Origin of the sequence: Novosphingobium sp. FKTRR1 (assembly GCF_020404405.1) — a bacterium.
Classification (GTDB): Bacteria; Pseudomonadota; Alphaproteobacteria; order Sphingomonadales; family Sphingomonadaceae; genus Novosphingobium.
In genome coordinates, this window is record NZ_JAIZDA010000004.1 from 1 (window position 1) to 26,349 (window position 26,349).

24 protein-coding genes are annotated in these 26,349 nt (G+C 65.9%); 11 read left to right on the forward strand and 13 right to left on the reverse strand.

What is annotated here, in order from left to right:
* Positions 1 to 100: 100 nt before the first annotated feature.
* Positions 101 to 223, reverse strand: a complete 123-nt coding sequence (locus tag LDN95_RS23130) for a hypothetical protein (protein WP_255630665.1) — start codon at positions 221 to 223, stop codon at positions 101 to 103.
* A 1,008-nt stretch (positions 224 to 1,231) separates the two neighbouring features.
* Positions 1,232 to 2,449: an argininosuccinate synthase gene (locus tag LDN95_RS05490; protein WP_226016646.1), complete on the reverse strand. Its 1,218-nt coding sequence runs from the start codon at positions 2,447 to 2,449 to the stop codon at positions 1,232 to 1,234.
* 610 nt (positions 2,450 to 3,059) lie between these two features.
* Between LDN95_RS05490 and LDN95_RS05495 the strand changes: the two genes are divergently transcribed.
* Positions 3,060 to 3,899, forward strand: coding sequence for a PhzF family phenazine biosynthesis protein (locus tag LDN95_RS05495; RefSeq protein WP_226016647.1), 840 nt, complete (start codon positions 3,060 to 3,062; stop codon positions 3,897 to 3,899).
* Between the two features lie 34 nt (positions 3,900 to 3,933).
* On the opposite strand, the gene rlmN is transcribed toward LDN95_RS05495, so the two are convergent.
* The gene (rlmN, locus tag LDN95_RS05500; protein ID WP_370631654.1) at positions 3,934 to 5,196 is read right to left on the reverse strand and encodes a 23S rRNA (adenine(2503)-C(2))-methyltransferase RlmN; all 1,263 of its coding nucleotides are present in this window, start codon (positions 5,194 to 5,196) and stop codon (positions 3,934 to 3,936) included.
* A gap of 251 nt (positions 5,197 to 5,447) precedes the next feature.
* On the opposite strand from rlmN, the gene LDN95_RS05505 reads away from it, so the two are divergent.
* Complete coding sequence (locus LDN95_RS05505) at positions 5,448 to 6,149, forward strand: outer membrane protein (RefSeq protein ID WP_226016648.1); 702 nt, start codon at positions 5,448 to 5,450, stop codon at positions 6,147 to 6,149.
* A gap of 143 nt (positions 6,150 to 6,292) precedes the next feature.
* Positions 6,293 to 6,973 carry an outer membrane protein gene (locus LDN95_RS05510; protein WP_226016649.1) on the forward strand — a complete coding sequence of 227 codons (681 nt, stop codon included), beginning with the start codon at positions 6,293 to 6,295 and terminating at the stop codon, positions 6,971 to 6,973.
* A gap of 56 nt (positions 6,974 to 7,029) precedes the next feature.
* On the opposite strand, the gene LDN95_RS05515 is transcribed toward LDN95_RS05510, so the two are convergent.
* The 6 genes from LDN95_RS05515 to LDN95_RS05540 form a co-directional block, all read right to left on the reverse strand.
* On the reverse strand, positions 7,030 to 7,530 hold the full coding sequence (locus LDN95_RS05515) for an invasion associated locus B family protein (RefSeq protein ID WP_226016650.1): 501 nt from the start codon (positions 7,528 to 7,530) through the stop codon (positions 7,030 to 7,032).
* A complete protein-coding gene (locus LDN95_RS05520; RefSeq protein WP_226016651.1) occupies positions 7,527 to 7,730 on the reverse strand; it encodes a hypothetical protein in 204 nt (67 codons plus the stop codon). The genes LDN95_RS05515 and LDN95_RS05520 overlap by 4 nt, the downstream gene beginning before the upstream one ends.
* Positions 7,730 to 7,930 carry a DUF4169 family protein gene (locus LDN95_RS05525; protein ID WP_226016652.1) on the reverse strand — a complete coding sequence of 67 codons (201 nt, stop codon included), beginning with the start codon at positions 7,928 to 7,930 and terminating at the stop codon, positions 7,730 to 7,732. The genes LDN95_RS05520 and LDN95_RS05525 overlap by 1 nt, the downstream gene beginning before the upstream one ends.
* On the reverse strand, positions 7,930 to 8,607 hold the full coding sequence (locus tag LDN95_RS05530) for a histidine phosphatase family protein (RefSeq protein ID WP_226016653.1): 678 nt from the start codon (positions 8,605 to 8,607) through the stop codon (positions 7,930 to 7,932). The genes LDN95_RS05525 and LDN95_RS05530 overlap by 1 nt, the downstream gene beginning before the upstream one ends.
* 30 nt (positions 8,608 to 8,637) lie before the next feature.
* The gene (gene greB, locus LDN95_RS05535; protein WP_226016654.1) at positions 8,638 to 9,126 is read right to left on the reverse strand and encodes a transcription elongation factor GreB; all 489 of its coding nucleotides are present in this window, start codon (positions 9,124 to 9,126) and stop codon (positions 8,638 to 8,640) included.
* A gap of 69 nt (positions 9,127 to 9,195) precedes the next feature.
* A complete protein-coding gene (locus LDN95_RS05540) occupies positions 9,196 to 11,211 on the reverse strand; it encodes a lytic transglycosylase domain-containing protein (protein ID WP_226016655.1) in 2,016 nt (671 codons plus the stop codon).
* A 127-nt stretch (positions 11,212 to 11,338) separates the two neighbouring features.
* Between LDN95_RS05540 and dapA the strand changes: the two genes are divergently transcribed.
* Entirely contained in the window at positions 11,339 to 12,220 is an 882-nt protein-coding gene (gene dapA, locus LDN95_RS05545) for a 4-hydroxy-tetrahydrodipicolinate synthase (protein ID WP_226016656.1), read from the forward strand.
* Between the two features lie 262 nt (positions 12,221 to 12,482).
* Here the strand turns inward: dapA and LDN95_RS05550 are convergent, their stop codons facing one another.
* Entirely contained in the window at positions 12,483 to 13,265 is a 783-nt protein-coding gene (locus LDN95_RS05550; protein ID WP_226016657.1) for a 3-hydroxybutyrate dehydrogenase, read from the reverse strand.
* Positions 13,266 to 13,342: 77 nt separating this feature from the next.
* Positions 13,343 to 14,470 carry a patatin-like phospholipase family protein gene (locus LDN95_RS05555; RefSeq protein ID WP_226016658.1) on the reverse strand — a complete coding sequence of 376 codons (1,128 nt, stop codon included), beginning with the start codon at positions 14,468 to 14,470 and terminating at the stop codon, positions 13,343 to 13,345.
* A 194-nt stretch (positions 14,471 to 14,664) separates the two neighbouring features.
* Here LDN95_RS05555 and smpB point away from each other — a divergent pair, with 194 nt between their 5' ends.
* The 4 genes from smpB to LDN95_RS05575 all read left to right on the forward strand — a co-directional run bounded on the left by smpB (position 14,665) and on the right by LDN95_RS05575 (position 19,371).
* Positions 14,665 to 15,147, forward strand: coding sequence for an SsrA-binding protein SmpB (smpB, locus tag LDN95_RS05560; RefSeq protein WP_226016659.1), 483 nt, complete (start codon positions 14,665 to 14,667; stop codon positions 15,145 to 15,147).
* Between the two features lie 117 nt (positions 15,148 to 15,264).
* On the forward strand, positions 15,265 to 15,816 hold the full coding sequence (locus LDN95_RS05565; protein WP_226016660.1) for a DUF2062 domain-containing protein: 552 nt from the start codon (positions 15,265 to 15,267) through the stop codon (positions 15,814 to 15,816).
* Entirely contained in the window at positions 15,813 to 18,299 is a 2,487-nt protein-coding gene (locus tag LDN95_RS05570) for an ATP-binding protein (protein WP_370631655.1), read from the forward strand. The genes LDN95_RS05565 and LDN95_RS05570 overlap by 4 nt, the downstream gene beginning before the upstream one ends.
* A 124-nt stretch (positions 18,300 to 18,423) precedes the next feature.
* Entirely contained in the window at positions 18,424 to 19,371 is a 948-nt protein-coding gene (locus LDN95_RS05575) for an S-adenosyl-l-methionine hydroxide adenosyltransferase family protein (protein WP_226016661.1), read from the forward strand.
* Positions 19,372 to 19,377: 6 nt separating this feature from the next.
* Here LDN95_RS05575 and LDN95_RS05580 read toward each other — a convergent pair whose 3' ends face one another.
* Entirely contained in the window at positions 19,378 to 20,994 is a 1,617-nt protein-coding gene (locus LDN95_RS05580; protein WP_226016662.1) for a chemotaxis protein CheW, read from the reverse strand.
* An 8-nt stretch (positions 20,995 to 21,002) separates the two neighbouring features.
* On the reverse strand, positions 21,003 to 23,093 hold the full coding sequence (locus LDN95_RS05585; protein ID WP_226016663.1) for a PAS domain-containing methyl-accepting chemotaxis protein: 2,091 nt from the start codon (positions 23,091 to 23,093) through the stop codon (positions 21,003 to 21,005).
* A 414-nt stretch (positions 23,094 to 23,507) separates the two neighbouring features.
* Between LDN95_RS05585 and recA the strand changes: the two genes are divergently transcribed.
* The 3 genes from recA to LDN95_RS05600 all read left to right on the forward strand — a co-directional run bounded on the left by recA (position 23,508) and on the right by LDN95_RS05600 (position 26,349).
* Entirely contained in the window at positions 23,508 to 24,578 is a 1,071-nt protein-coding gene (gene recA / locus LDN95_RS05590; RefSeq protein ID WP_226016664.1) for a recombinase RecA, read from the forward strand.
* A 262-nt stretch (positions 24,579 to 24,840) separates the two neighbouring features.
* The gene (locus tag LDN95_RS05595; RefSeq protein ID WP_226016665.1) at positions 24,841 to 25,470 is read left to right on the forward strand and encodes a glutathione S-transferase; all 630 of its coding nucleotides are present in this window, start codon (positions 24,841 to 24,843) and stop codon (positions 25,468 to 25,470) included.
* Positions 25,471 to 25,485: 15 nt separating this feature from the next.
* Positions 25,486 to 26,349 (forward strand): trans-aconitate 2-methyltransferase, encoded by an 864-nt coding sequence (locus tag LDN95_RS05600; RefSeq protein ID WP_226016666.1) that lies wholly within the window; start codon positions 25,486 to 25,488, stop codon positions 26,347 to 26,349.

Here is a 26,349-nt window from a genome sequence, read left to right on the forward strand (position 1 = left end):
GGCTATCTTGACAAAACGAACCATATAGGATAATTGCGCTGCCAAGGATCGAGGGGCGAGGCCAAGGCCGGTCTTGTCTTTTGCTTCTTTCGGTCAGGGTTCACAGCCTGATCGGCGCGACCGGTGCGGGTTGCTGCGGGTCTTGCGTGGGCGTTTCTCCCCCCTCAAGTCCCAGGCCGGGCAATTCGCTGCCAGCACCGCGCGGGGTGAACGGGCGAGCCATCGTGCTGCGTCCGGGAAGTGTCTGAAATCACAATATAAAACGTGATTTCAAGGACTTCCGCCGGGTCGGCCGTTTGCGAGCCGCCGCCGGACCTGTCAGCGTCACCCGCGCGCGGTTTGATCACACCTCAAGGCCGATCCGGGCCAGCGCGCGTTGGCGGGGCCCGGACATTCGCACACACACGGCAACGCACGCTCCTGCCCGCAGCGCCATGGCTGGCGCCGCACCGGTCGCGTGATCCTGATTGGTTTGTTTTCCTTACGCAAATGGTCCGGGGTAGCGCCCGGATTTTTCGCGTGTCCGGCGTCCGCGTGGAAGTCCTTGCCGATTGGGGAGGGACTTGCCCTTGCGAAATCAGGCGCAAAAAAGGGGCCAGCGGTCAGGCTGGCCCCCGTTTGGTGCTCGCAAACGGCGCATCCGGGGCAGGGCGTGGCGCTCGATCGGTCTGTCAAGGATGCCCCCGTGGGTGGGGCCCTTGGCACGATCGCGCCCGGTGTCTGCCGGTCGCCGGTTCGGCGGACGCTGGCGTGCGCAATGCACGGGAAACGCGCGCCGGGCGGGCATGTGATGGCTTGACCAGTCTCCGGCAGCGCTCCCGCATGGGCCACCCTCAGGCAGCCGGTCGGACGCATTCCCTGAGCGCAGGGCAAGCTGCTCGGTCGCTCGCGAACGGTGTCGACGCGCGACTTTCGCTCCGGCAGACAACGTTGTTGGCAAGGTTGCAAGGCGCCGCGAGCAGCCCTGCAAACCGGTTTCACCAGCAACGTCCAGAACCGGGCCTTGCAAGGAAAAGTGACGCGTTAACAGGCGGTTGCGGGCCTGCGCATGCGCTGATCTCCCCACTCGACAGGTAAAAGCTGCGCCCATCGTCCGAGTCGTGCAAGCGAAAAATGACAGAGTTATCCACAGGCGTTGCGGCTTGCGGTGGACAAAACGACAAACCGCCGAAAAGCTTGTGCTTTTCCGGCGGTTTGCGTGTCGACTGGGGATTCTTGCGTAGGAAGCGGATCAGCCCCGGTCGCGCTGGGCCAGCAGGCGCAGCCGCAACGCGTTCAGCTTGATGAAGCCCGCCGCATCCTTCTGGTCATAGGCGCCGGCATCGTCCTCGAACGTGACGTGGCGTTCGGAATAGAGGCTGTCGTCCGACTTGCGCCCGACGACGCTGGCCAGCCCCTTGTACAGCTTGAGCCGGACGGTGCCGTTGACCTTCTCCTGGCTGAGGTCGATCGCGGCCTGCAGCATCTCGCGTTCCGGGCTGAACCAGAAGCCGTTGTAGATCAGTTCGGCGTACTTGGGCATCAGCTCGTCCTTGAGGTGCGCGGCACCCCGGTCGAGCGTGATCGATTCGATGCCCCGGTGCGCGGCGGCATAGATCGTGCCACCCGGCGTTTCGTACATGCCGCGGCTCTTCATCCCGACGAAGCGGTTCTCGACCAGATCGAGGCGGCCGATGCCGTGCTTGCGGCCCAGTTCGTTCAGCGCCTCGAGCAGGGTGGCCGGGCTCATCGCCTCACCATTCAGCGCGACGCCATCGCCCTTGGCAAAGTCGATGGTGATGTATTCGGGCACGTCGGGCGCGTCTTCGGGGTTGACCGTGCGCGAGAACACGTAGTCGGGCACTTCGGCCCACGGATCTTCGAGCACTTTGCCCTCGGACGAGGTGTGCAGCATGTTGGCGTCGGTGCTGAACGGGCTTTCGCCGCGCTTGTCCTTGGGCACCGGCACCTGATGCGCTTCGGCCCAGGCGATCAGCGCGGTGCGGCTGGCCAGATCCCATTCGCGCCAGGGGGCGATGACCTTGATCGACGGGTCGAGCGCATAAGCCGACAGTTCGAAGCGGACCTGATCGTTGCCCTTGCCGGTGGCGCCGTGCGCGACCGCGTCGGCCCCGGTCTCACGCGCGATCTCGATCAGGCGCTTGGAAATCAGCGGCCGCGCGATCGAAGTGCCGAGCAGGTAGTCGCCTTCATAGCGGGCATTGGCGCGCATCATCGGGAACACGAAATCGCGCACGAACTCTTCGCGCAAATCGTCGATATAGATGTGCTCGGGCTTCACGCCCATCAGTTCGGCCTTGGCGCGCGCGGGCTCCAGCTCCTCACCCTGACCCAGATCGGCGGTGAAGGTCACGACCTCGCACCCGTACGTGACCTGCAGCCACTTGAGGATGACGGAGGTGTCGAGCCCGCCGGAATAGGCAAGGACGACCCGCTTGATATCGGACATGGACTTATCCCCTTGGGCATCTGGCGTAAGGTCAGGGACGGCTGGAAAGCGCGCACCCTTGCGGCGCGCCGCCTAACAGGCAGGCGTGCAATAGGCAACCATATGGCGCCGAAGCCCCGCGCAAGGGCTTCGATCCTGCCGACAAACTGCCCGGCACGAGTCTTTGCCAGGATCATATCATTGGACGAGACCTGCGAGCCTTGGGCTGGCAGGGTTCGGGTCAGCGGGTCAGGAGCACGAAACATCTCCTGACGGATAGCAGAAACCAGGACTCCCCAGCCCATGGTAACCCTCCGGAGCTATGGCCAATCCGCCTATCGTCCTGCACCTTTCCTGTAATCCTGAGGAACACGCCGCAGTGTTGCCGCGTAAGTAAAAGCGCATGGACTTGGCCCAAGGTCATCCCCAGACACATGCAGTTCGGATGGAGATCGCTGCAAAACCTGGCCGAGCGTAGTATCCGGACCGGCGAGAATTGGCAGATGTGCAGGCAATTCATGGGCTTTGGCGATGGCCCGCAACCCCTCCGTTTTGGATTGGCTCTCGGGCACATGGCAGCATCGCGCCCGCGCCCCTTGCCATCGCCCTTGCGGACTCATAGCCTGATCGCATGGATCTGGACCTTGTCGATGTATTCGCTTCTGCCGCGCTGACCGGCAATCCGCTGGCCGTGGTACGCGGCGGGCAGGCGCTGGACGACGCGGCGATGCTGGCGCTCACCCGCTGGCTGGGCTTTTCGGAGACGACCTTTCTGCTCGAACCGACCGATCCAGCGGCCGATTACCGGGTGCGGATCTTCTATCCGGCGGGCGAATTGCCCTTTGCCGGGCATCCGACACTGGGCAGCGCAAGGGCCTGGCTGGCCGCTGGGGGGCAACCGCGCCGACCCGGCGTGGTCGTGCAGCAATGCGGCATCGGGCTGGTCGAAGTGCGAATCGAGGACGACAGGCTGGCGTTCCGCGCGCCGCCCTTGATCCGCTCAGGGCCGCTCGATCACGCCGAACGCGCCGATGCGGTGCGGATCGCGGGGGTGCAGGACGACGACGTGATCGCGGCGGTCCACGCCTGCAACGGGCCGGGCTGGAAGCTGTTGCACTTGCGCGATGCGGCGGCGGTGCTCGCGGCCAAGCCGGTGCCCGAAGCCCCGGTGCCGACCGATGTCGGGCTGGTCGGCGCCTTGCCCGCTGGCAACGATGCCGCGTTCGAGGTGCGCGCTTTCTTCACCGACCCGCAAGGGCGGCTGCGCGAAGACCCCGTCACCGGCAGCCTCAACGCCGCGATCGCGCTTTATCTGTTCGAGCAGGGGTTGGGCGGTGCTGGCTATGTCGCGGCGCAAGGGCGGCTGACCGGAGCCGATGGCGCGGTGCACGTCACCCGCGACGGCACCGCTGCGTGGATCGGCGGCAAGGCGGTGCTGGTCACACAGGGCGGCGCGCTGCCGCGCTGGTAAGACCGAGCGCCAGATCGCTTAGGCCCCAGATCGTTTAGCCTAGCGCGGCCTGCTTTTCCTCGGCCAGCCGGTCAAGCTCGGCGCGGCTCTTGCGCTCGGCGGTGGTCTTTAGCTGACCACAGGCGGCATCGATATCGCGCCCGCGCGGGGTGCGCACCGGTGCGGAGATGCCGGCTTCGAACACGATGTCCGAAAAGCGGCGGATGCGCTCGGGCGTCGAGCATTCGTAAGGCGCGCCGGGCCAGGGGTTGAACGGGATCAGATTGACCTTGGCCGGCAGCTTGTAGTGCTTGATCAGGCGGACGAGTTCGTGCGCGTCGGCGTCGCTGTCGTTGCGATCTTTCAGCATCACGTACTCGAACGTGATGCGCCGCGCGTTCGAAGCGCCGGGGTAGGCGGCGCAGGCTTCGAGCAGTTGCTCGATGCCGAACTTGCGGTTGATCGGCACGATCTCGTCGCGCACGTCCTTGGTCACCGCGTGGAGCGAGACGGCAAGGTTGACGCCGATCTCGACGCCGCAGCGCTCCATCATCGGCACCACGCCGCTGGTCGACAGCGTGATCCGCCGCTTCGACAGCGCAAGGCCATCGCCATCCATCACCAGCTTGAGCGCATCGCGCACGTTGTCGAAGTTGTAGAGCGGCTCGCCCATGCCCATCATCACGATGTTGGTCAGCAGGCGCCCATCCGAGGTGTAGGAACCGGCGGCTTCTTCTTCGTCTTCATCGTAGTCGAGGCCCGCCATCGTGCCGCCGCCCTTGGGCCATTCACCCAGCGCATCGCGCGCCAGCATGACCTGCCCGACGATCTCGCCCGGCGTCAGGTTGCGCACCAGCCGCATCGTCCCGGTGTGGCAGAACCGGCAGTTGAGCGTGCACCCGACCTGACTGGACACGCACAGCGTGCCCCGGTCGGCGTCGGGGATGAACACCATTTCATAGTCTTGCGCATCGGCGGTGCGCAGCAGCCACTTGCGCGTGCCGTCGGTCGAGACTTGCGCTTCGACGATCTCGGGACGGCCGACGACAAAGCGTTCGGCCAGCCATGGGCGCATGGTCTTGGCGATGTCGGTCATCGCCTCGAACTCGGTCACGCCGCGATGATAGAGCCAGTGGAACACCTGCTTGGCGCGCAGCTTGGCGGCCTTCGCATCGAGCCCGGCGGCCTCGAACAGCGCGGCGATCTGCGGGCGCGGCAGGCCGATCAGGTCGATCCGGCCGTCGGCGCGGGGGGTGACTTCACGGGGAACGGGAACCGGGTCGACGTGGCCGGGAATGGGCATCAGCGGTGTGGGCATGGCCGCCATATAGGGAATCGCGCGGGTTTGCGCAAATGCCGTGGTGCTTGGGAACCGGAGCCGCTTGTCGCAAGGTCGGCCCGGCGCGCGGTGGGCACGTTTCATCCGAAACCAGATTAACATGAAATAACAGAGCGTTGCCAAACGGTTCAGGTGCGCAGGACCAAAAAGCCTCCAACGACCGGTGACCGGAACGGCACTCAAACGCCGCCACAATCCACCGGACCGGTCGTGTCACAAGGAGGAATACCATGCACAAAGTCGCCCTCAAGCTCGCCAGCGTCGCCCTGTTCGGTGGAGCCCTGATCGGGGTCGCCGCACCCGCGATGGCGCAGGAAGCGAACGCCAATGCCGACGCACCGGCGCGTGCCTTTCAGGGACCGACCGTCAGCGCCTCGGTCGGTTGGGACCACCTGCGTTCGGGCAGCACCAACGACCTGGACGGCAGCCGCACCAAGCAGTCGCTCGACGGTGTGACCTATGGCGGCGCGATCGGCTATGACCACGCCATCACCAGCCACGTCACGCTGGGCGCCGAAGCCGAACTGACCGGCAGCAGCGCCAAGTGGGACAACAACAACGGCGTGCCCAACACCTTCAGCCTCGGCCGGGTCAAGGCGGGTCGTGACATCTATGTCGGCGCGCGCGCCGGTTATGCGGTTTCGCCCACCACGCTGGTCTATGTGAAGGGCGGCTACACCAACGCGCGCTTCGGCCTGCTGGCCAGCGACGGCACCACCAGCAACTATGCGCGGCTTGATACCGACGGCTACCGCATCGGCGCCGGTGTCGAAAAGAAGTTCGGCTCCAACACGTTCGGACGCGTCGAGTACCGCTACTCGAACTACAGCAAGGGCGAGTTCGACTACAACGGCAACACCGCCGACAGCCAGCGCTTCAACATCGACACCGACCGCCATCAGGTCATGGCGAGCGTCGGCTACCGCTTCTGATCAGGTTCTGATCGGGTGCGACCCGAAGGTGCCGGTTTCCGCATGGCGGGAGCCGGCACCGGCGCGCTCCATTTGTCGCGAAGGGCCCTGCCTGCTCCACCGTTAAGGGAGAGCAGGCAGGGAATTGTCGAATGGAGTCAATGATGAAGCAGCTTTTCCCGATCGCTTTGGGCGGCCTTGCCGTAACCATCGCGCAACCCGTTCTGGCGCAAGAGGACCGCGCGCCGCGCACCCCTTCCGAAGCCTTTTCGGGCACCCGCATCGAAGCCTTGCTCGGCTATGACCACGTCGGCGCATCGAGCACCAAGGACATCGACAGCACCGCCGCCTACAAGCCATCGAGCGATGGCGTGGTGTTCGGTGGCGGCATCGGCTACGACTTTGCCCTGACCCGGCGCGTGACGCTGGGCGGCGAAGCGGAACTGACCGGCAGCAGCGCCAAGTCGACCATCGATGCCACCGACACCTTCAATCTGACCCGGTTGCGCGCCGGGCGCGACTGGTACATCGGCACGCGCATCGGCTATGCGGTTTCACCCTCGACGCTGCTCTATGCCAAGGCCGGGTACACCAACGCCCGGTTCAACCTGACCGGCGCCAATTCCACGCAAGTGCTGACCGACCGGCGCGATCTCGATGGCTATCGGTTGGGTGCCGGTGTCGAGCAGAAGATCACCGGGCTGACCTTCACCAAGCTGGAATACCGCTATTCGCACTACAGCAACGCGACCAGCAACTATGATGGCTATACCCCCGACGCCAGCACGTTCGGGCTGAACAGCAACCGCCACCAGATCGTCGCCAGCGTCGGCGTGCGCTTCTGACCGGATGCGGGAGCGGGGCCGCGCGGCCTCGCTCCCGTTTCTCGCGGTCAATTGGCCTAAACCCCCGAGCACCCCAGCGCGGCGGCATCGATGGCCGAGGCGGCGCCGCTCAGGCGGAAGGTGTCGCGAAAGGTGCGGCCATTGGCGGCGCGGGCGCTGACCGCCATCTCGCCACCGCCGCGCAAGGCCGCGATGATCGCCGCGTCCATCCGCGCATCCTGCGCCCAGGCGTCGGCTTGTCCGGCCACCAGATCGAACTTCTGACCGCCCAGCGACAGCGTGACCGGCCCGCCCGGAGCGAGCCTTTGCGCCAGCCGGACGTGGACTTCGGCGCGCACCCCGCGCCGGGGCCAGACCCCGACGGTGAAATAGGGCTGGAACTCGTCGGCGTGGCCGGGTGACCCTTCGGCCTTGGCAATGGCGTAGCAGCGCGGCACGCCCAGATCGCGGAACGCGCCCCAGCGATCGAAGATGCCGAGCGAATCGCGCGCCGTGGCGGGCGCCGCCGCGAGCAAGGCCGCCATCCCGAGGGCAGACCCAAGGAGCGCCCGGCTCATCCCTCGATCAGGTCCAGCCAGGCCACCACGTCGTTGTCGGTGGCGATGAACAGCCCCTCCTGTACGTCCTCGGTTTGCGCGGCGGCGATGCGCATCGCTTCGGACAACGGGCCATAGAACAGCGTCTCGGCCGAGCCGCCTTCAACCGCGTCACCAAGGTGATAGAGCCGCACGCTGGCGTCGTCGTGGGTGGTGCGCATCAGGGCTTGTCCTTGTCCGCAGCTTGCGGATCGCGCCGGGCACCATCGAGCAGCCGCGCCGCGCGGTCGGCTTCCTGCGCGCTGCGTTCGCGTTCGGCGCGGGTGCGGCCATGCAGCGCGCGGTTGGCCGAGGCCTGATCGGCGGCGGCCTTGCGCGCGGCCGTCTTGCGCGCGGTGCGCAAGTTGACGACATCGCCCATCAGGCGTGCTCCGTGCCCTGGGTGGAGCCGTGGAACACCTGTTCGGCGCCATCGGCGACCAGTGCGATCGAGCCTTGCACCAGCGAGGGCGCGACCGGGGCGCCAAATTCGGGATGCACCGGATAGCCCGCCATGATCCCGCGCAGCACCCGGCTGGAAATGCCGTGCATTACCACGATGTGATCGCCGCCCTCATTGCCGACAAAACGCAGCCAGCGGCGCAGGCGGGCGGCGATGGTCACGTAGTTTTCGCCATCGGGGGCGGGGCGCAGCAAGTGATCGGGCAGGCGGATCGGGCCGAACTCGGCCTCGACATCGGCATAGCTGCGCAGACACCAGCTGCCCATGTCGATCTCTTTCAGGTCCATCGTCCGCCGTGCGGCGAACCAGTCGAGCCCCAGTTCCTCGCAGATCAGCGCCAGCGTTTGCAGCGCACGGCCGGTGTCCGAGACGTGGAGCGTGACCTTGGGCGCAAGCCCCAGTCCCTGCTTCAGCGCGGCCCCCATCTGCAGCGCCTGCTCGCACCCCAGCCGGGTCAGCGGCGTGTGGATCGTGTTCGACTGCAGACGGTGCGTCAGGTTGAACACGGTTTCGCCGTGGCGCAGGATGAAGAAGCGGCCGGGCGGGCAATCGGTCGTACCGGACATGGTGGTCAGAACTCCGTCAGAGTCGGGCATTCAGGCGGCGGGCAGTCAAGTGGCGGCTGGTCAAGTGGCGGCTGGGTAGGTGATGCTCATGATCTCCCACTGCTTCTCGCCACCCGGCAGCCGCACCGTGCGCAAGTCGCCGACCCGCGCCCCGCGCAATGCGCGCGCGATCGGGGCGCTCCAGCCGATCTTGCTGGCGGTGGCGTCCTGCTCGTCATCGCCGACCAGCGTCAGCACTTTGCGGTTGTCATCCTCGTCGGCGATCTCGACCGTCGCGCCGAACAGCACGCGGCTGTGGTCCTCCTGCCGCGCCGGGTCGATCACCCGCGCCGCCTTCATCCGCCGGGCAAGGAATGCCAGTTCGCGATCGATCTCGCGCATCCGCTTGCGGCCATAAAGGTAGTCGCCGTTCTCCGAGCGGTCGCCATTGCCCGCAGCCCAGCTCACGATCTCGACGATCTGCGGCCGTTCGGTGCCCAGCAGATGGTCATAGCGCGCGCGCAAGGCCGAGATTCCGGCCGGGGTGATCGGGTTGCCATCGGGTTTCATGCAAGTCGCTCTACCGGGCCGTCACCCTGAATCAATCGGTGATGCATCATGCGAACGGGCGCGGCCCCCTCAGCCCGGCGTGCGCTTGCCGATGAAGTGGCTCATCGGATCGGGTCCGCGATAGCTGGCGCGTTCGGGGTTCATCGCTTCATAGACGACCGCGTTTTCGAGCACGCGCTCGACATAGTTGCGCGTTTCGGAGAGCGGGATGCGCTCGACCCAGTCGACCCAGTCGATGTTGCCCTCACGCGGGTCGCCATTGGCGCGCAGCCACTTGTTCACGTTGCCACCGCCTGCGTTGTAGGCGGCGACGGCCAGCGGATAGCTGCCCCCGAAGCGATCGAGCAAGTGCCCGAAATAGGCGCTGCCGACCATGATGTTGAACCCGGCATCGTCGATCAGCGCTTGCGGGCTGAACGACAGGCCCAGCTTTCCGGCCTGTTCGCCGGCGGTCGCGGGCATCAGTTGCATCAGCCCGCGCGCGCCGGCATGGCTCATCGCGTTCTGCGCGAACTGGCTTTCCTGCCGGGTGATGGCATGGACCATCGTCCACGACTGCTCGGTCCCCGGCGGCACCGGGATCAGCGGAAAGGCGATGTGCTGGAAATCGAGGTAGCCGCGCGCGGCAGCCGCTTGCCCCACGATCACGCCCAGATCGCGCCGTCCGATCTCCCGTGCAAGCTCGGCCACCAGCATGTGCTGGCCTTCGGTGACCTGCTGGTCGGCGATTTCCTTGAAGAAGCGGACGGTGGTTTTCCAGTCGCTGTTGCGCGCGACTTCGCGCACCGCCAGCGTCAGCGGGGCCGAGGCGAAGCGGGCGCGCTCGGCGGGCGTGGGCTGCACGGTCGAATCGGTGGCGAAGCGCGGCACCGGCTGGCGCAAACGTTCGAGTGCGAGCAGGCCATAGAACTGGTCGGCATAGCGCGCGGCCGAGGTGAACTGCTGCTGCGCCTCGGCCGTGTAGCCGCCACGCGCCAGCGCCAGCGCCGACCAGTAGAAGCCCTTGGCCTTGGTCCCCGGCGTGCGCGCCGCCGCGCCATAGCGCCAGAACAGCGGCGCCGCCTCGGCCGGAAGGCCCAGCTTCCACAGCGCTTGCGTGCCGCCCAGCCACATCAGCGAGGTGTAATCATCGCGCAAGCCATACGCGAGCTGGCTGATATCCTCGCCCGGCCGGAATGCGTCATCGATGCTGCGGGCGATGCGCAGCACCCCCGCCGCATCGCCCACCGCAGCGGCGCCGCGCGCGTTGGCGAGCAGCTCATCGACCCAGCGATCGCGGTCGAGCGGCGGACGGGCCAGCAGCGGGCGGTTGGCAAGCAGCGATTGCGCCGCCGCGCCATTGCCCTGTCGGCGCAACTGCCGCGCGCGCAAGTACAGGAACCCCGGATCGGCGTTGAGTGTCTGCACCGGAAGCCCGGCGGCGGCGGCATAGGGATCGCCGCCTTGCAGGATGGCCAGCCGCGCTGCCTCAACCCCACGCCGCGCCGGGCTGACCCAGCCGAGTTCGCGGCTGGCCTGCTCGGTGGCACCGGCCCACAGCAGCGCGTCGATCCGCGCGTCATGATCGTCCTGCGTGAACGTGCTGCCCCAGACCGACTGGATCGCGGCTTCGGCGGCATCGCTCATCGGCCCGCCGCGCCACGCCGCGCGCGCCACTTGCGCGGCATCGGGCCGGGCCAGCGCGCGCAAGGCGAGGGCGTATTGCGCGCGCGCCGGGTTGGTCAGCGGCGGCTGGCGGTCGAAGAATGCCGCAAGGCTGGTCGGACTGGGCGCCTCCCGCTCAAGCGCGGCTTCGGCATAGCGGCGCATCTTGTCCTCATCGGGAAAGCCCGGATAGGACAGGATGAACCCGGCATAGTCGGAAAAGCCGAAGCGGTTGGACGTGCTCAGCACCCGCCAGCGGTCGATCGCCTGCGCCATCGGGCCCTGGCCTTGGGCGATCAGCGCGGCGCGCGCCTGATCCCACGCGCTGCCATCGGTTGCCGTCCCGCTGGCGTGGCAGGCGACCGACACCGCGATCCCGGGCAGGATCAACGCCAGCCCGACGATCTTTCGCAGCAATGCTTTCATGTCCGCGCTGGACATCGGGGGTAACGGCTCCCTATCAGGCACACTCTGTCAAGCACCCTGTATCAGGCGCAAGGCGGGTGCGAACCGGACAAGGCTTCCGGTTCTCGGCTCGCAGTATGCCGCAGTTTGAGGAACAAAGTCCATGTTTTCCGGCTCCATTCCGGCTCTGGTCACACCTTTTCGCGACGGAGCGTTTGACGAAAAGGCGTTCCGGCGGCTGGTCGACTGGCAGATCGAGAACGGATCGTCGGCGCTGGTCCCCTGCGGCACGACCGGTGAGGCGAGCACCCTGTCGAACGCCGAACATCACCGCGTGATCGAGGTCTGCGTCGAACAGGCGGCGGGCCGCGTGCCGATCATCGCCGGATGCGGCAGCAACGACACGATGAACGCCCTGCTGCACATGACCTTTTCCAAGAAGTCGGGCGCAGCGGCGGCGCTGTGCGTCGCGCCTTACTACAACCGGCCCAGCCAGGCCGGGCTGATCGCGCACTTTTCCTATCTGGCCGAGCACAACGACCTGCCGATCATCCTGTACAACGTGCCCGGACGCACGGTGACCGACATCCTGCCCGAAACGGTGTGCGAACTGGCGCACCGCTATCCCGACAAGATCATCGGGATCAAGGATGCCAGCGGCGACCTGTCGCGCGTCACCGACCACCGTATGGGCATCGGCAAGGGGTTCTGTCAGCTTTCGGGCGACGACGAACTGGCGCTTCCGGCCAATGCGGCGGGCGCGGTCGGCTGCATCTCGGTGACCGCCAACGTCGCGCCACGGCTCTGCGCCGATTTCCAGCAGGCCTGTGCCGAGAACGATCTGGTCCGTGCGCGCGAACTGAACGACCTGCTTTATCCGCTGCACTACGCGATGTTCGAGGACGCTTCGCCCGGTCCGCTCAAGTATGCGCTGACCCGCGTTCATGACTGGCTGACCGACGAACTGCGCCTGCCATTGGTGCCGTGCAGCGAGACGGCGCGCCGTGCGGTCGATGCCGCGCTGGAGCACGCCGGACTGGTTTGAGTGGGCTATTGCAAGCGACTCGCAAATATCGCTTGCAGTTTCCCTAACTTTGGTTATTTTCAGGTCATGCCGGCGTTACCCCTGCCGGTAGGTTCTTCTGCCCGATCCCGGCGGAAAACCGGAGGCGGCAGCCCGACCCCTTGCGGTTGGCTGCGATGACCGGTGCGTCGTTCCCCCCAATGGACGACCGGCCATGATCCCAGTGGTCCGCCTCCGCCCCGGGATGGGGGACGGAGGCAAACCCCGCTTTTCCCGCTTATTTTCAGGTCATCGACCAGCCATGGCTCGCCGTCAGCGACTGGCCGGTCAGCGCGTTGCTTGGGAAGGCGGCAAGGAACAGCGCAACTTCGGCAATGTCGTCGACGGTGGTGAACTCGCCGTCGACGGTCTGGCCCAGCATCACCTTCTTGACCACGTCCTCTTCGGAAATGCCCAGTTCCTTGGCCTGTTCGGGGATCTGCTTTTCCACCAGCGGGGTGCGCACGAAGCCTGGACAGATCACATTGGTGCGCACGCCCTTGGGCCCGCCTTCCTTGGCGATCGTGCGCGACAGGCCGAGCAACCCGTGCTTGGCGGTGACATAGGCGCTCTTGAGCGGCGAGGCTTCCTTGGAATGGACCGAGCCCATGAACAGGATCGTGCCCGACCTTTGCGCATACATGTGCGGCAGCACCGCCTTGCTGGTCAGGAACGCACCGTCGAGGTGGATCGCCAGCATCTTCTTCCAGTCGGCAAAGGCGAACAGTTCGACCGGATTGACGATCTGGATTCCGGCATTGCTGATCAGGATGTCGACGGTGCCCCAGGTCTCGACCACTTTGGCCACGCCGGCGTTGACCTGATCCTCGTCGGTCACGTCCATCGCCACGGCCAGCGCCGCGCCGGGGTGATCGGCGTTGATGCCATCGGCTGCGGCCTGCGCCGCGTCCAGCTTCAGATCGGCGATGGCGACCCGCGCCCCGGCGGCGGCATAGCGCTTGGCAATGGCAAGGCCGATGCCGCTGGCGGCGCCGGTGACGATGGCGATCTTGTTGTCGAGGGTCATGGGGGGGAACTCCTTGAGGACAGTGGGGGAGTGCAGTGGGGGAGAGCGGTGGGGGAAAGCGGTGGGGGCGAAGGGGATCAGGCCAGATCGAGCGTGACGATGCCGGTTAGTGGCGCGCGGTGCCGCTGCCACCGGGGGCTGGCCAACGAGCGCAGCACGTCGGCCTTGCCCGATTCCCAGTGGCCGAGCATCGTCATCCGGGAGAACTCGTAATCCTTCGATTCGGTTTCATAGCTTTCCGGCCGGTTGATCAGATGCAGGATGGTGACCGGCCCCGAGGGCGTCCGCTGGCGCAATACGGCAAGATCGGGATCGTCGCGCAGATCGGCCAGAACGGCGGCGGGCAGGCGCTCGATCAGCCCGGCGGCGGCAACTTCGAGCTCGGCGATCCGCTTGTGGACATCGGTATTCATGCGCGTGCGGCTGGAAAAGCGGATGTCCTTTTCGCGCTGCTGCGCCTCGCCCAGCGTACGCGGGATCTGGCCGCGCGCCGAAAACAGATCGACCTGGAACACCAGCAGCGGATCGCAACCACGTTCATCGAGCACGAAGTCGAGCGGGGTGTTCGAGACGATGCCACCATCCCAATAGGGGTCGCCGTCGATGATGATCGGCGGAAAACCGGGCGGCAGCGCGCCGCTGGCCATCACGTGTTCCGGCCCGATCCAGCGGTCGCGGTTGTCGAAATAGACGAAGTTGCCGGTGTTGACGTTGACCGCACCAACACTGAAGCGCACCGGCCCGCTGTTGAGCAGGTCGAAGTCGACCAGTTCCAGCAGCGTCTCGCGCAAGGGCGCGGTGTCATACAGGCTGATCGCTTCGGGCGAGCCGGGCAGCGCCAGCGCGGGCGGCAACGGGCGCGGCGTGAAGAAGCCGGGAATCCCGGTGAGCGCGACAAGTCCGGCGGCTGCTTCGTTGAACAGGCGGCGGCCCCAGCCATCGGCAAAGGGGGAGGGGAAGGGTACGCGGCTTGACGTCTTGTGCCAGAATGCCTGCAGCGCTTGCAGTCGCTTTTCGGGCGGGTTGCCCGCGATCAGCGCGGCGTTGATCGCCCCGATCGAGATGCCGGCCACCCAGTCGGGCTGGTGGCCGTTGATGCTGAGCGCCTCGAACACCCCGGCCTGATAGGCGCCCAGCGCGCCGCCGCCTTGCAGGACGAGGACGGTGACGGGTGCGGTCGAGCCGGTATCGGGTGCGGCGGCCATGGCGTTCCTCGCAGTCGTTCGAGTCCCCCGCTGCCGCTTGTGCACTGCAACACGAAAAAGGCAAGTCCTGCGGGACGCAAGGTGTGCGGCGCGCGATTGGGCGATCAGGGATGGAGGAGCAGGGATGGAGGAGCAGGGACGGGCTAGCGCGGACCTTTCCTTTGCGCGCAATCGCCCCTACATGAGCAACGATCATGGCACGTCCCACTCCCCCCGCGTTCGACAAGAAGAAAATCGTCGCCGAAAACCGCCGCGCGCGCTTCGACTATTACATCGAGGATGTGTTCGAGGCGGGCATCGCGCTGACCGGGACCGAGGTGAAGTCGTTGCGGTTCGGGCAAGGGTCGATCGCCGAATCCTATGCCGAGGTGAAGAACGGCGAGGTCTGGCTGGTCAATTCCAACGTGCCCGAATTCAGCCACGGCAACCGCTACAACCATGAGCCCAAGCGGCTGCGCAAGCTGCTGTTGAAAGAGCGCGAGATCAGCAAGTTCCACGGCGCGGTCGAGCGCAAGGGGATGACGCTGGTGCCGCTGTCGGTCTATTTCAACGGGCGCGGTCGGGCCAAGGTCGAACTGGCGCTGGCCAAGGGCAAGAACGCCGCCGACAAGCGCCACACGATCAAGGAACGCGACTGGCAGCGCGACAAGGCGCGCATCATGCGTGACCATGGCTGATCGGCCCGCCAGCATCCTGAGCATTCGGGACGCTTTGCGCGCGCGCTGTTCATCGTCCGTCAGGGACTTTTCGGGCATGAACGGTCTTTCCCCCGCTCCCTCAGGCAAGACCGAACGATGATCACGCGGATGACCAACTGGGCGCATGCCAACATGCCCACGCGCGAACAGATGGAAAGCAACCGCTTTGCCCGGCGGCTGGCGGTGCGGCACGAATTGTGGCGCTTTACCCGCCGCTCGGTGCCGCGCGGGGTGGCGGTGGGGCTGTTCATCGGCATCTTCCTGATGATCCCGGGGTTGCAGGTGATCGGCGCTGCGCTGTTGTGCATGCCGTTCCGCGCCAATGTACCGATCGCGGCGCTGATGACGTTCGTCAGCATTCCCCCGACGACGCTGTTCGTGTTCCTGCCCGGCGCGATCTGGGTGGGCAACCGCGTGGGCTATCATGCCGATTTCGCCACGCTGAGCCATCTGTTCGCCGATGGCGCGTCGATCATGGACTGGCTGGCGTGGCTGGGCACCGATGCCGCGCCCGCGCTGGTCATCGGGCTTGCGGTGATCGGGCTGGTGTCGGCGATCGTCGGCTATGTCCTGACCACCATCGGCTGGCGCTGGCACACCTTGCGCAAGCGCCGGTTGCGCAACGCCGCCCGCGCGCAACGCGGTTGAGGCGGGCTCTGGCCGCGCCGCTCCGCCTTGCCGACGCGAACGCTGCCGACAGGGCAGGTCCATCGCGCACGGGTGAAGCGCTGGCGCTGGGCGCGGGGGTGGCACTCAGCGCGGCCGTGCTGTGGCTGGTTTCGGGACAATTGCTGGTTCCGGCGGCGTTTCTGGCCGGTGTCGTGTGCCTTGGCGCGCTGGTGCTGGTGGCCTTGCGGCTGCGTCCCGAGGTCGAGACGGCCGAATTCGCCGCGCCCGACTGGTCGGTGACGAACGCAGCGATCGAGCAGGAGGATGCCGCGGTTGCCATCACCGACCGCGCCGGACGGCTGGTCTGCGCCAACGCCCGCTTTGCCGAATGGTTCGGTGCCGCCGCCGCGCCGCCGCGTCTGCCGCTCGATCCACCCGACACCGAAGCCGCCGAACAGGCCGCGCGCGCCGCCTGGCGCGATGGCAGCGTGCGGCTGGCCAGAGTGCGCAAGGCTGGCACTGCCTTCACCCTGACCATCGTCCGCGTCGGGCGGGGCGAGGACCACCTCGTCTGGCGGCTGGCGCCGGTGGCCGAGCACGATCTGGTGGCCGACGTGGCCGATCGCATCGATGGCAAGCTGGGCCGGGCTTTGGCGCGCGAGGGATTGCAGGCCGCCGTGGTCGGTCCCGATGGCCTGATCCTGTCGGCCAACGCCCCGTTCTGCGCGCGCGCCGCCGGAGACGAAACGGCGCGCGTCGCCGGCACCGACTTCGTCGGCTATTTCCGCTCGGACGAACAGGAGCGTATCTTCTACGCCCGCGAAGGGACCAAGGGCGCGCCGGTGCGCTTCGTCCACCTGCCGCTGGCCGATCCCGACGAGCGCGGCGGTGCGATCGACCCGGCGCACGCGGCCTCGTTCTTCCTGCTGCTCGACAATGAGGGCGGCATCGGCGACGCGCGCACCGGATTGCCGCAAGTCGAAGCGCTGCTCTCGCGCCTGCCGCTGGGGCTGGCGATGGCCGACCGCGACGGGCGTTTCCTGTTCGCCAACCCTGCGTTCCTGCGCGCCGCCGGGCACGATGGGCCGACCCCGCCGCCCTATCCGTCCGATCTGGTGATCCGCGAGGACAAGGGCGCGCTGTCGGATGCGGTGCGGCGCTATGTGCAGGGCGCGCCGATGGCAGGGGACGTGGCGGTGCGGCTGCGCGCCGCGCCCGAAGACCCGGTCTCGCTCAGCCTTGCCGGGGTGCGCGGGCTGGGCGAGGGGGCGGTGCTGCTCAGCCTGAAGGATTCGTCCGAGGAAACCCGGCTCAAGCGCGAGATCGCGCAGGCCACCAAGATGCAGGCGGTCGGCCAGCTTGCGGGCGGCGTGGCGCACGATTTCAACAACGTGCTGACCGCGATCATCGGCTATTGCGACCTGATGCTGATGCGCCACACGCCGGGCGACAGCGATTACGACGACATCCAGCAGATCAAGGCCAACTCCAACCGCGCCGCCAGCCTGACCCGGCAGTTGCTGGCCTTTTCGCGCCAGCAGACCTTGCGCCCGCAAGTGCTGCAACTGCCCGACGTGGTGGCCGAAGTCTCGACCCTGCTCAAGCGGCTGATCGGCGACCGCATCACCTTGCAGGTCACGCACGACCGCGATCTTGGCGCGGTGCGCGCCGACCCGGTGCAATTGGAGCAAGTCCTGCTCAACCTTGCGGTCAACGCGCGCGATGCGATGACCGGCAACGGCGGCGATGAAAGCAAGGTTCCCGGTCTGCTCAAGCTGGTGACCAAGCGCGTCACCGCAGCCGACGTGCGCGCGATGAAAAGCGAGATCCTGCCGATCGGCGATTACACCGCGCTGATCGTCGAGGACAACGGCCACGGCATCAAGCCGGCGTTGCTGGGCAAGATCTTCGAGCCCTTCTTCACCACCAAGGATCGCGGCAAGGGCACTGGCCTTGGCCTGTCGACCGTCTATGGCATCGTCAAGCAGTCGGGCGGCTTCATCTTTGCCGACAGCGAAGTGGGCAAGGGCACGCGCTTTACCATCTATCTGCCGGTGCACGTGCCCGATGCCAGCGAAGTGGCCGAGACGGCGGCGGCAGCGCTGGCCGCGGCAACGCGCGAAACGCCGCGCCGCGAATGGACCGGCGGCGGGCGGGTGCTGCTGGTCGAAGATGAGGATACCGTCCGCGCGGTCGCCGAACGCGCGCTGGTGCGGCAGGGTTATGAAGTGACGACGGCAGCCGATGGCGAGGATGGGCTGGAGGCGCTCGAACGGACTTATGCCACCGGCGGTGCGTTCGATCTGGTGCTGTCCGACGTGGTCATGCCCAGCATGGACGGGCCGACGATGGCCCGCGCCATCCGCGCGCAACAACCGGACATCCCGTTCCTGTTCATGTCGGGCTATGCCGAGGAACAGTTGCGCCGCGAGATCGACATTCCGCGCATGCACTTTCTGGCCAAGCCGTTCAGCGTGGCGCAGATCGTTACCGCGGTCGAAGAAGTGCTGCGCGCGTCCTGAGCGGTGGCGGCCTGATCCGGGGTAGCTAGGGGCCCTTGTCTACCGGATTGGTAGATGGCATGGCATGAGGATGACGTGCGCACGGGAGGCCGATCTGCGCGCGCATTTGTGGAGACTGCCCGCCATGACGTTCCGCTCTGCCCTTGCCGGTGTGTTGTTGCTGGCGGCACCGCTCGCGCTTTCCGCACCATCGTTCGCCCAGCAGCAGAGCGCGCCGGCTGCCGCAGCGCCGCTGCATCGCGGATCGCCGCTGGTGCTGATGACCGACTTCGGAACCAAGGACGGCGCGGTGTCTGCGGTCAAGGGCGTGGCCTATGGCGTGTCGCAGGATCTGCTGATCTCCGACCTCAGCCACCAGATCGACAGCATCTGGGACGGCGCCTATCGCCTTTATCAAGTCGCGCCGTACTGGCCCAAGGGCACCGTGTTCGTCACCGTGGTCGATCCGGGCGTGGGCACCGCGCGCAAGTCGATCGTCGTGCGGACCAAGGCCGGACACTACTTCGTCGGCCCCGACAACGGCCTCTACACCCTGATCGACGAGGCCGAGGGCATCGACGAGGCCCGCGTGATCGACGAAACCGTCAACCGGCTGCGCGGATCGGAGGCGAGCAATACCTTCCACGGGCGCGACGTGTTCGGCTACACCGGCGCACGGCTGGCGGCGGGGGTGATCGGCTGGGAACAGGTTGGCCCGGTCTATCCGGTCAGCCAGCTCGTGCGTCTGCCCTATCAGCGCCCCTCGCTCGAACTGGGCGTGCTCAAGGGCATGATCCCGGTGCTCGATGTGCAGTACGGCAACGTCTGGTCCAACATTCCGCGCAACTTGTTCGAGGCGGCTGGCTTCAAGCTGGGCGACAAGGTGAAGGTCGAATTCCTGCATGACGGCAAAGTCGTCGACAGCATGGTCGCGCCGTTCACCCGCACCTTCGGCGATGTGCCGGTGGGGCAGCCGATGGTCTATATCAACAGCCTGCTCGATGTGTCGGTAGCGCTCAATCAGGGCGACTATGCGCGCGACCACCACATCGGCTCGGGGCCGGGCTGGTCGGTACAGGTCAGCCGTCCCTGACGATCGTCAGTCGACGGTCGCGTCGAACCGCGCAGCCAGTTCGTTGAAGTCGAGCACGGTGCTGGCGTGGCCGTCGCCGAGCCGGATGGTGTGGTGCGGCACCCCGGCGTGGCGCTTGCCCTGTTCGCTTACGCCCATGACTTGCGGGGCGATCCGGTCGACCGAACACAGCGCATCGACGCTGAACGCGGTGCGGCGCAGGCCCTTTGCGGTCGTCTCGCGGGCGATGACCACGAAGCCCGGTGGAGCGCTTGCTTCCGACATCGCCGCCAGCCCCAGACAGCACGCCAGATCGACCAACGGCACCGCCTGCCCCCGGTGCGAAAACAGGCCGCGCAGTCCATCGCCGTTGTCGGGCAGCTCGATTACGTCCTGACCGGCGGGGAGAATTTCCTCGACCTGCTCCAGCGGCACGCTGAAGCGCGCCTCTCCCAGCCGCAGCACCAGATAGGGCCGCACGCCTGCCAGTGGTGTGGCGGCAAGTGGTGCGCCGGAAAGTGGTGCGCCGGCGCGGGCCAAGGACAAGTCGCCGCCGCGCCGACCTGCGCCGATGGTCTGGCCAGCACCCGGCGCGCGCTGTTCGATCTGGCTCAACTGGACCAGTTGCCGGTCGGCGGCGATGCGGCCTTCATCGAGCAGGAGGCAGGGCAAGCCGCCGCAGATCGCGATCCCCTTGGACAGCGCCGAACCCGGAAGCCCGCTGTGGTTGATCCCATGGACGTCGGCCCCGGTCAGGCGGACGATGTCGTCGATCCCGTCGATCAACAGCGCGACCAGTCCCTGACGGGCGGGTGTTGCGGGGGGCGCGGTGGAGCCATCGGCCGAGGCAGGCGTCGTGGTGGTACGGATCACGATCGCCGCGCCGCTGCTGCGCCCGGCGGGAAGCTGGCCCTGTCCCAGAATGCGCAAGGTATCGACCACGGGTATCTCGGCCCCGTTGTACGGCAGCATGCCGATCCACGGCGGCGCATCGGTCGGCGGGGGCAGGATCGTTTGCCATGGCACCGTGGCATCGACGCAACTGGCCGGGATCGCGGCGCGCAAGGTGCCGACCCTGAACACCAGCGTCGGCAGTGTCTTGTTGAGGTGGTGGGCGGCCGAAGCGAGCCGTTCGCGCACCAGCGGCATGCCTTCCAGTCTTGCGATGTAGCCGCAGTCAAGGACCACGCCGGTCAACTCGCCCACGATGAACCCCGCCGTCACCGCAGCCTGGCCCATGACGGGCACTTCCGCTGTCGACAAACGCGCGTTCGAGGATGCCAGATCGATGCCGGTCAGGGTGGCATCATCCAGCGCGATAACCCCCGCCGTCGCCTCGACCAGCGCGCCGAACACCCGTCCTTCATGGCGCAGGATGGCGACGACCGGGCTACTGGCCGGATCATCGTTCACCGGCAGGCCAAGCACGGCGGCCAGATCGATCACCGGGATGCGCTGGCCGCGCAGATCGATGGCACCGCGCACTTCTCTGCGATGCGAAGGAAAGGGCTGCAGCGCCGGTGGCCGGGGCACGACCTCGCGGATCATCGCGATAGGCGTGGCGGTCAGCAGCCCGGCTACCAGTATCAGGCCGTGCAGGCTGGCCGTTCCACCATCGCGGTCATGTGGCGCCGGATCATCCATCCGTAAGATCATCCATCGTTGTGCGTGACCGCGACCAGTTCCTCGACCAGCTTCACCACGTCGCCCGACAAGCCTTCCTGCGCGCTGACAAGGCCGGTGATGCGGGCAATCTCGTCGCCGGTCTGATGCACGCTGGCAACGATGTGGCCAAAGGCCTCACGCGCGCGCTGCGATCGGCCGGTGCCTTCGCCGACCCGGCTGTTCGATTCCTCGATCAGGCGGGTGATGTCGCGCGCGGCGGCCGAGCTGCGCTCGGCCAGCTTGCGCACTTCGCCCGCCACCACCGAAAAGCCCACGCCATGTTCGCCCGCGCGCGCCGCCTCGATCTCGGCGTTGAAGGCCAGCAGGTTGGTTTGCCCCGCAATCTCGCTGATGATCGCGACGATCTCGGCGATGCCCGAAGCCGAGCGTTGGATCTGCTCGATCGAATCGATCACCGACCCCAGCGTTTCCTGACCGTCCTCGGCATTGGCCTTGGTCCGCAGCGACAGGTTGTGGACTTTTTCGGTCGATCCCGAGATGTCGCCGATCAGTTGGGCCAATCGCCGCGCCAGTTCGGACATCTGCTCGGCCCGGCTGGAAATGGCGCGTTCCAGCTGCACTTCCTCGGTCACGTCGAAGGCATATTTGACGATGCGGCAGACTTCTCCGCGCAAATCCATGATCGGACTGTATGTGGCCTGGATCCAGATATCGCGATCGTACTTGCCGACCCGATGGAACCTTCCCGACTGGAACCGCCCGGCGTTCAGGTCCAGCCAGAAATCGCGGTAAGCCTGGCTGCGGATGTGGTCGGGCGAACACAGCATCGAATGGTGCTGGCCCATCAGTTCGCGCAAGGCATAGCCCGACAATCGCTGGAAGTTCTCGTTGGCGGCCACGACTTTGCCGTCAAGGTCGAATTCGATCACCGCAAGGCTTCGCGCGATCGCCGCAAGGCGGGCCTGATTGTCGTTGCTCTGGTGCTTTTCCGCGGTCACGTCCGAGGCGAACTTCACCACCTTGAACGGCTTGCCGTCGGCGTCGAAGATCGGATTGTACGATGCCTGGATCCAGATCTCCTCGCCATTCTTGCACAGCCGCTTGTATTCGCCCTTGTCGAACTCGCCACGGCCAAGGCCTGCCCAGAACGCCTTGTAGGCATCGTCATTGGCGGTCTGCGCGTCACAGAAGATGCGGTGATGGCGCCCGACGATCTCTTCGCGGGCATAGCCGGTAAGGTTCAGGAAATTGGCGTTGGCGTCGATGATCGTGCCGTCCAGTTCGAATTCGATCACCGCTTCGGCGCGGTCCATTGCGCGGACTTTGCCCTCGAATTCCGCGTCCTTCTGGCGCTGGGTGGTGATATCGTGCGCGAACTGGACGATGCCGCGCGGCGTCCCGTTCAGATCGAGGATGGGGCTGTAGGTGGCGCGGATCCATACATCGCGGCCGGTTTGCGTCCGGCGCCGGAACACACCAGACACAAATTCGCCGCGCACCAGACTGTCCCAGAACCGCGCATAATCGTCGCTGGCGGCATATGCCGGATCGCACAAGTCGCGGTGGCACAAGTTGAGCGCCGCCTCGCGCGTATAGCCCTTGATCGCCAGAAACAGGTCGTTGACCTTGACGATCCGGCCAGTGAGATCGAATTCGATCACCGCCTGAGATCGCTCGATCGCCTCGATCTTGCCCGATGCGGCAAGCGATTCCAGTCGCTGGGTGGTGACATCCATCGCCACCTTGACGATGCGCTCGGGTCGTCCATCTGCATCGAGTACAGGGTTGTAGCTGGCCTGCATCCAGACTTCCCTGCCATCCTTGCGCAGCCGCAGAAATTCTCCCTGCTGTACTTCGCCGCCCGCCAACTTTTCCCAGAACTGGCTGTATGCAATGCTCGCTACATAGCTCCGCTGGCAGAATATCCGGTGGTGCAGGCCGGCCAGCTCATCGGCGGTGTAACCGGTCAGCGCCAGAAAGCGGTCGTTTGCGCGCAGGATGTTGCCCGCAGTGTCGAATTCGATCACCGCGAACGCCTGCTCGATCGCGCGCAGTGTGCCTTGGTCGGCCGTGATCTGCTGCGCGCTGTTCGGCGCTTCGATCTTGTCCATGTTCATCGATCTGGCGGTCCTTGGCCCAGGATTTCTCGCGCCGACCCTTAAATTAACCACAGTTGCCATAAGGCCGCGAACCGCTCAGGTGGTTTCACTTAGGGCGTTTGCGACATCGGGAAACGGTTGGCGATTCGCATTCTCGCTCGGGAATTCGGGCTTGCATCAACCGCAACCGGCGCGTTCCTGCTGCCGAAACGACCTCGCCGCCAAGCTGCAAACGGTCACTGTTGCTGGTGGGTCGTCACCGGCTGGGCCTTGTGAGGCAAGGAAAACACCTTATCTGCTAAGTGCTTGCAATACTTTGTTTCGAAATTGGCGGCAAATTTCCGTTCCCCCCTTGTTCTGGTGGAACATAGTGGGTACAAGGTGAGTGTTGACGGTTCATGTGAGCCCACTCTAGCAAGGGATAGCCAGGCCATGGCGGCACAGCTCAAGCTTATCGAGGAAGGCAAAGAAAAACAGATGGATCGTCAGAAGGCGCTCGAGGCCGCGCTGGCCCAGATCGACCGTGCGTTCGGCAAGGGCTCGGCCATGCGGCTCGGCCAGAAAGAGGCGATGCAGGTTGAGGCGATCTCGACCGGTTCGCTCGGACTGGACATTGCGCTGGGCATCGGCGGGCTGCCGCGCGGCCGCGTGATCGAGGTCTATGGACCGGAAAGCTCGGGCAAGACCACGCTTGCGCTGCACGTGATCGCTGAGGCGCAGAAGGGTGGCGGGACCGCTGCCTTCGTCGATGCCGAACACGCGCTCGACCCGGTCTATGCCAAAAAGCTGGGCGTCGATATCGACAACCTGATCATCTCGCAGCCCGATACCGGTGAACAGGCGCTCGAGATCACCGACACGCTGGTGCGTTCCAACGCGATCGACGTGCTGGTGGTGGACTCGGTTGCCGCACTGGTGCCCCGCGCTGAAATCGAAGGTGAAATGGGCGACAGCCACGTCGGCTTGCAGGCGCGGCTGATGTCGCAAAGCTTGCGCAAGCTGACCGGTTCGATCAGCCGTTCGCGCTGCATGGTGATCTTCATCAACCAGCTGCGCATGAAGATCGGCGTGATGTACGGCAACCCGGAAACCACCACCGGCGGCAACGCGCTCAAGTTCTATGCCTCGGTCCGGCTCGACATCCGCCGCACCGGCCAGATCAAGGATCGCGACGAAATCGTCGGCAACGCCACCCGCGTCAAAGTCGTCAAGAACAAGGTGGCGCCGCCGTTCAAGCAGGTCGAATTCGACATCATGTACGGTGAAGGCATCTCCAAGATCGGGGAAATCCTCGATCTTGGCGTCAAGGCCGGCATCGTCGAAAAGTCGGGCTCGTGGTTCAGCTACGACAGCATCCGGATCGGTCAGGGGCGTGAAAACGCCAAGACCTATCTGCGCAACAACCGTGAAATTTGCGACCGGTTGGAAGCCGCCATTCGCGGCCAGACCGACAAGGTTGCCGAAGGCATGATGTCTGGTCCGGACGCGGACGACGATATCTGATCTTCGGGTGGCGCGCGACCGCAGACCCGGCCGCAAGTACCGCTACCACACCAGCAGCCGGCGCGTTCCCCGGACGGAACGCGCCGGTTTTGCTGTTTTCGGGATCGTTGCGGCGCGTTCCCGGCTGCATTGCGGCTGCACTGCGCACCGCAACCGCGCCCTGCCGGATACGAACCGGACATAGCGATTGCCAACCTGCACCAATGCGACAACAACAACGCCACAAGCGGACGCATCCAAGCGGATATCAAGGGAGATCATCGTGACCAGCATCGTCCTCCATCACCTCAACAACAGCCGTTCGCAGCGTGTGCTCTGGTTGTTGGAGGAACTTGGTCTGGCTTACGAAGTGCGCCATTATCAGCGCGATGCCGTAACCAACCTGGCCCCGCCCGAACTCGAGGCGATCCATCCGCTCGGCAAGTCGCCGCTGCTGGAAATCGACGGTCAACTGATCGAGGAATCGGGCGCGATCGTGCAGATCCTGTGCGAACGTTTCGGGCAGGGCGGCTGGCTTCCCGAAGCCGGCACGGCTGAGGCCGATCGCCACCTGCAACTGATGCATTTCGCCGAAGGATCGGCGATGACCCCGATCCTCCTCAACATCTACATCGGTCGATTGGGAGAAGCCGCCGCACCGCTGCAGCCGCGCGTTCAGGAACAGCTTGCTGCGCATTTCGGCTATCTCGAATCGATTCTCCGCCCGTCCGGACATTTCATAGGTGATGACTGGACCGGAGCCGACGTCATGCTCAGCTTCCCGGCCGAGATCGCTGTCCTGAGCGGAAATGCGGATGCCTATCCCGCACTCGCCGCCTTCGTGGCCAAGATCCATGCCCGCCCGGCATGGCAGCGGGCGCGCGAGGTGGGCGGGGCCTACTACGGCTTCTGAGGCGGCGCGGCTGATATGACAAGCGGGGCCGAATGGCAGGCGGCGGTTGGCCGCAACTGGGCTGATCTGCATGTTCGGACCGACCGCAGCTTCAGCAACCTGACGCCGCATCTTTCGGCGGCGATTTCCCGTGAGCGTGGTGTGCGCGTGGTCGATGTGGGATGCGGCGCGGGCGAACTCGCATGGGCGATCGCGCGCGCAAGGCCAAACGCGCAAGTCACCGGCATCGACATTTCGGCCGACTTGCTGGCCGCCGCCGAGCAGCGGGGCCAGCGCCCGGCCAACTTGCGCTTCGAACTGGCCGATGCCGCAACCTGGGCCGATCCGGCCGGACCGTTCGATCTCCATGTCTCGCGCCATGGGGTGATGTTCTTTCCCGACCCGAACCACGCCTTTGCGCATTTGGCCGCGCAGACAGTTCCCGGAGGACGAATCGTCTTTTCCTGCTTCCGTGCGCCTGCCGACAACGCGTGGGCAAGCGGGATCGCGGAGATCGTGCCAACAGGTTCGGCCACACCAGCCCCGCCGGAATCTCCGTGGGCCTACGCGCCCGGCCCATTTGCTTTTGCCGATCCGGATGACGTGCGCCGTTGGATGGCCGGGTGGACCGATATCGCATTCACCCGCGTCGATTTCGAATACGTGGCGGGCGAGGGCGCTGGCGATGGTCACGCAGCCGACCCGGTGGTGGATGCGCTTGATTTCTTCCGCCGCATCGGTCCTGCCGCGCGTGCGCTGCGGGCTTTGCCCGAAAGTGAGCGCAAGGCATTGGAAACAAGGCTTATCCATTTGCTGGAGCAGCATCGGTCGGGCAACCGCGTGAGCTTTGCGGCGTCGGCGTGGATCGTTACCGCCACCGCCGATCACGCTAATCGTTGA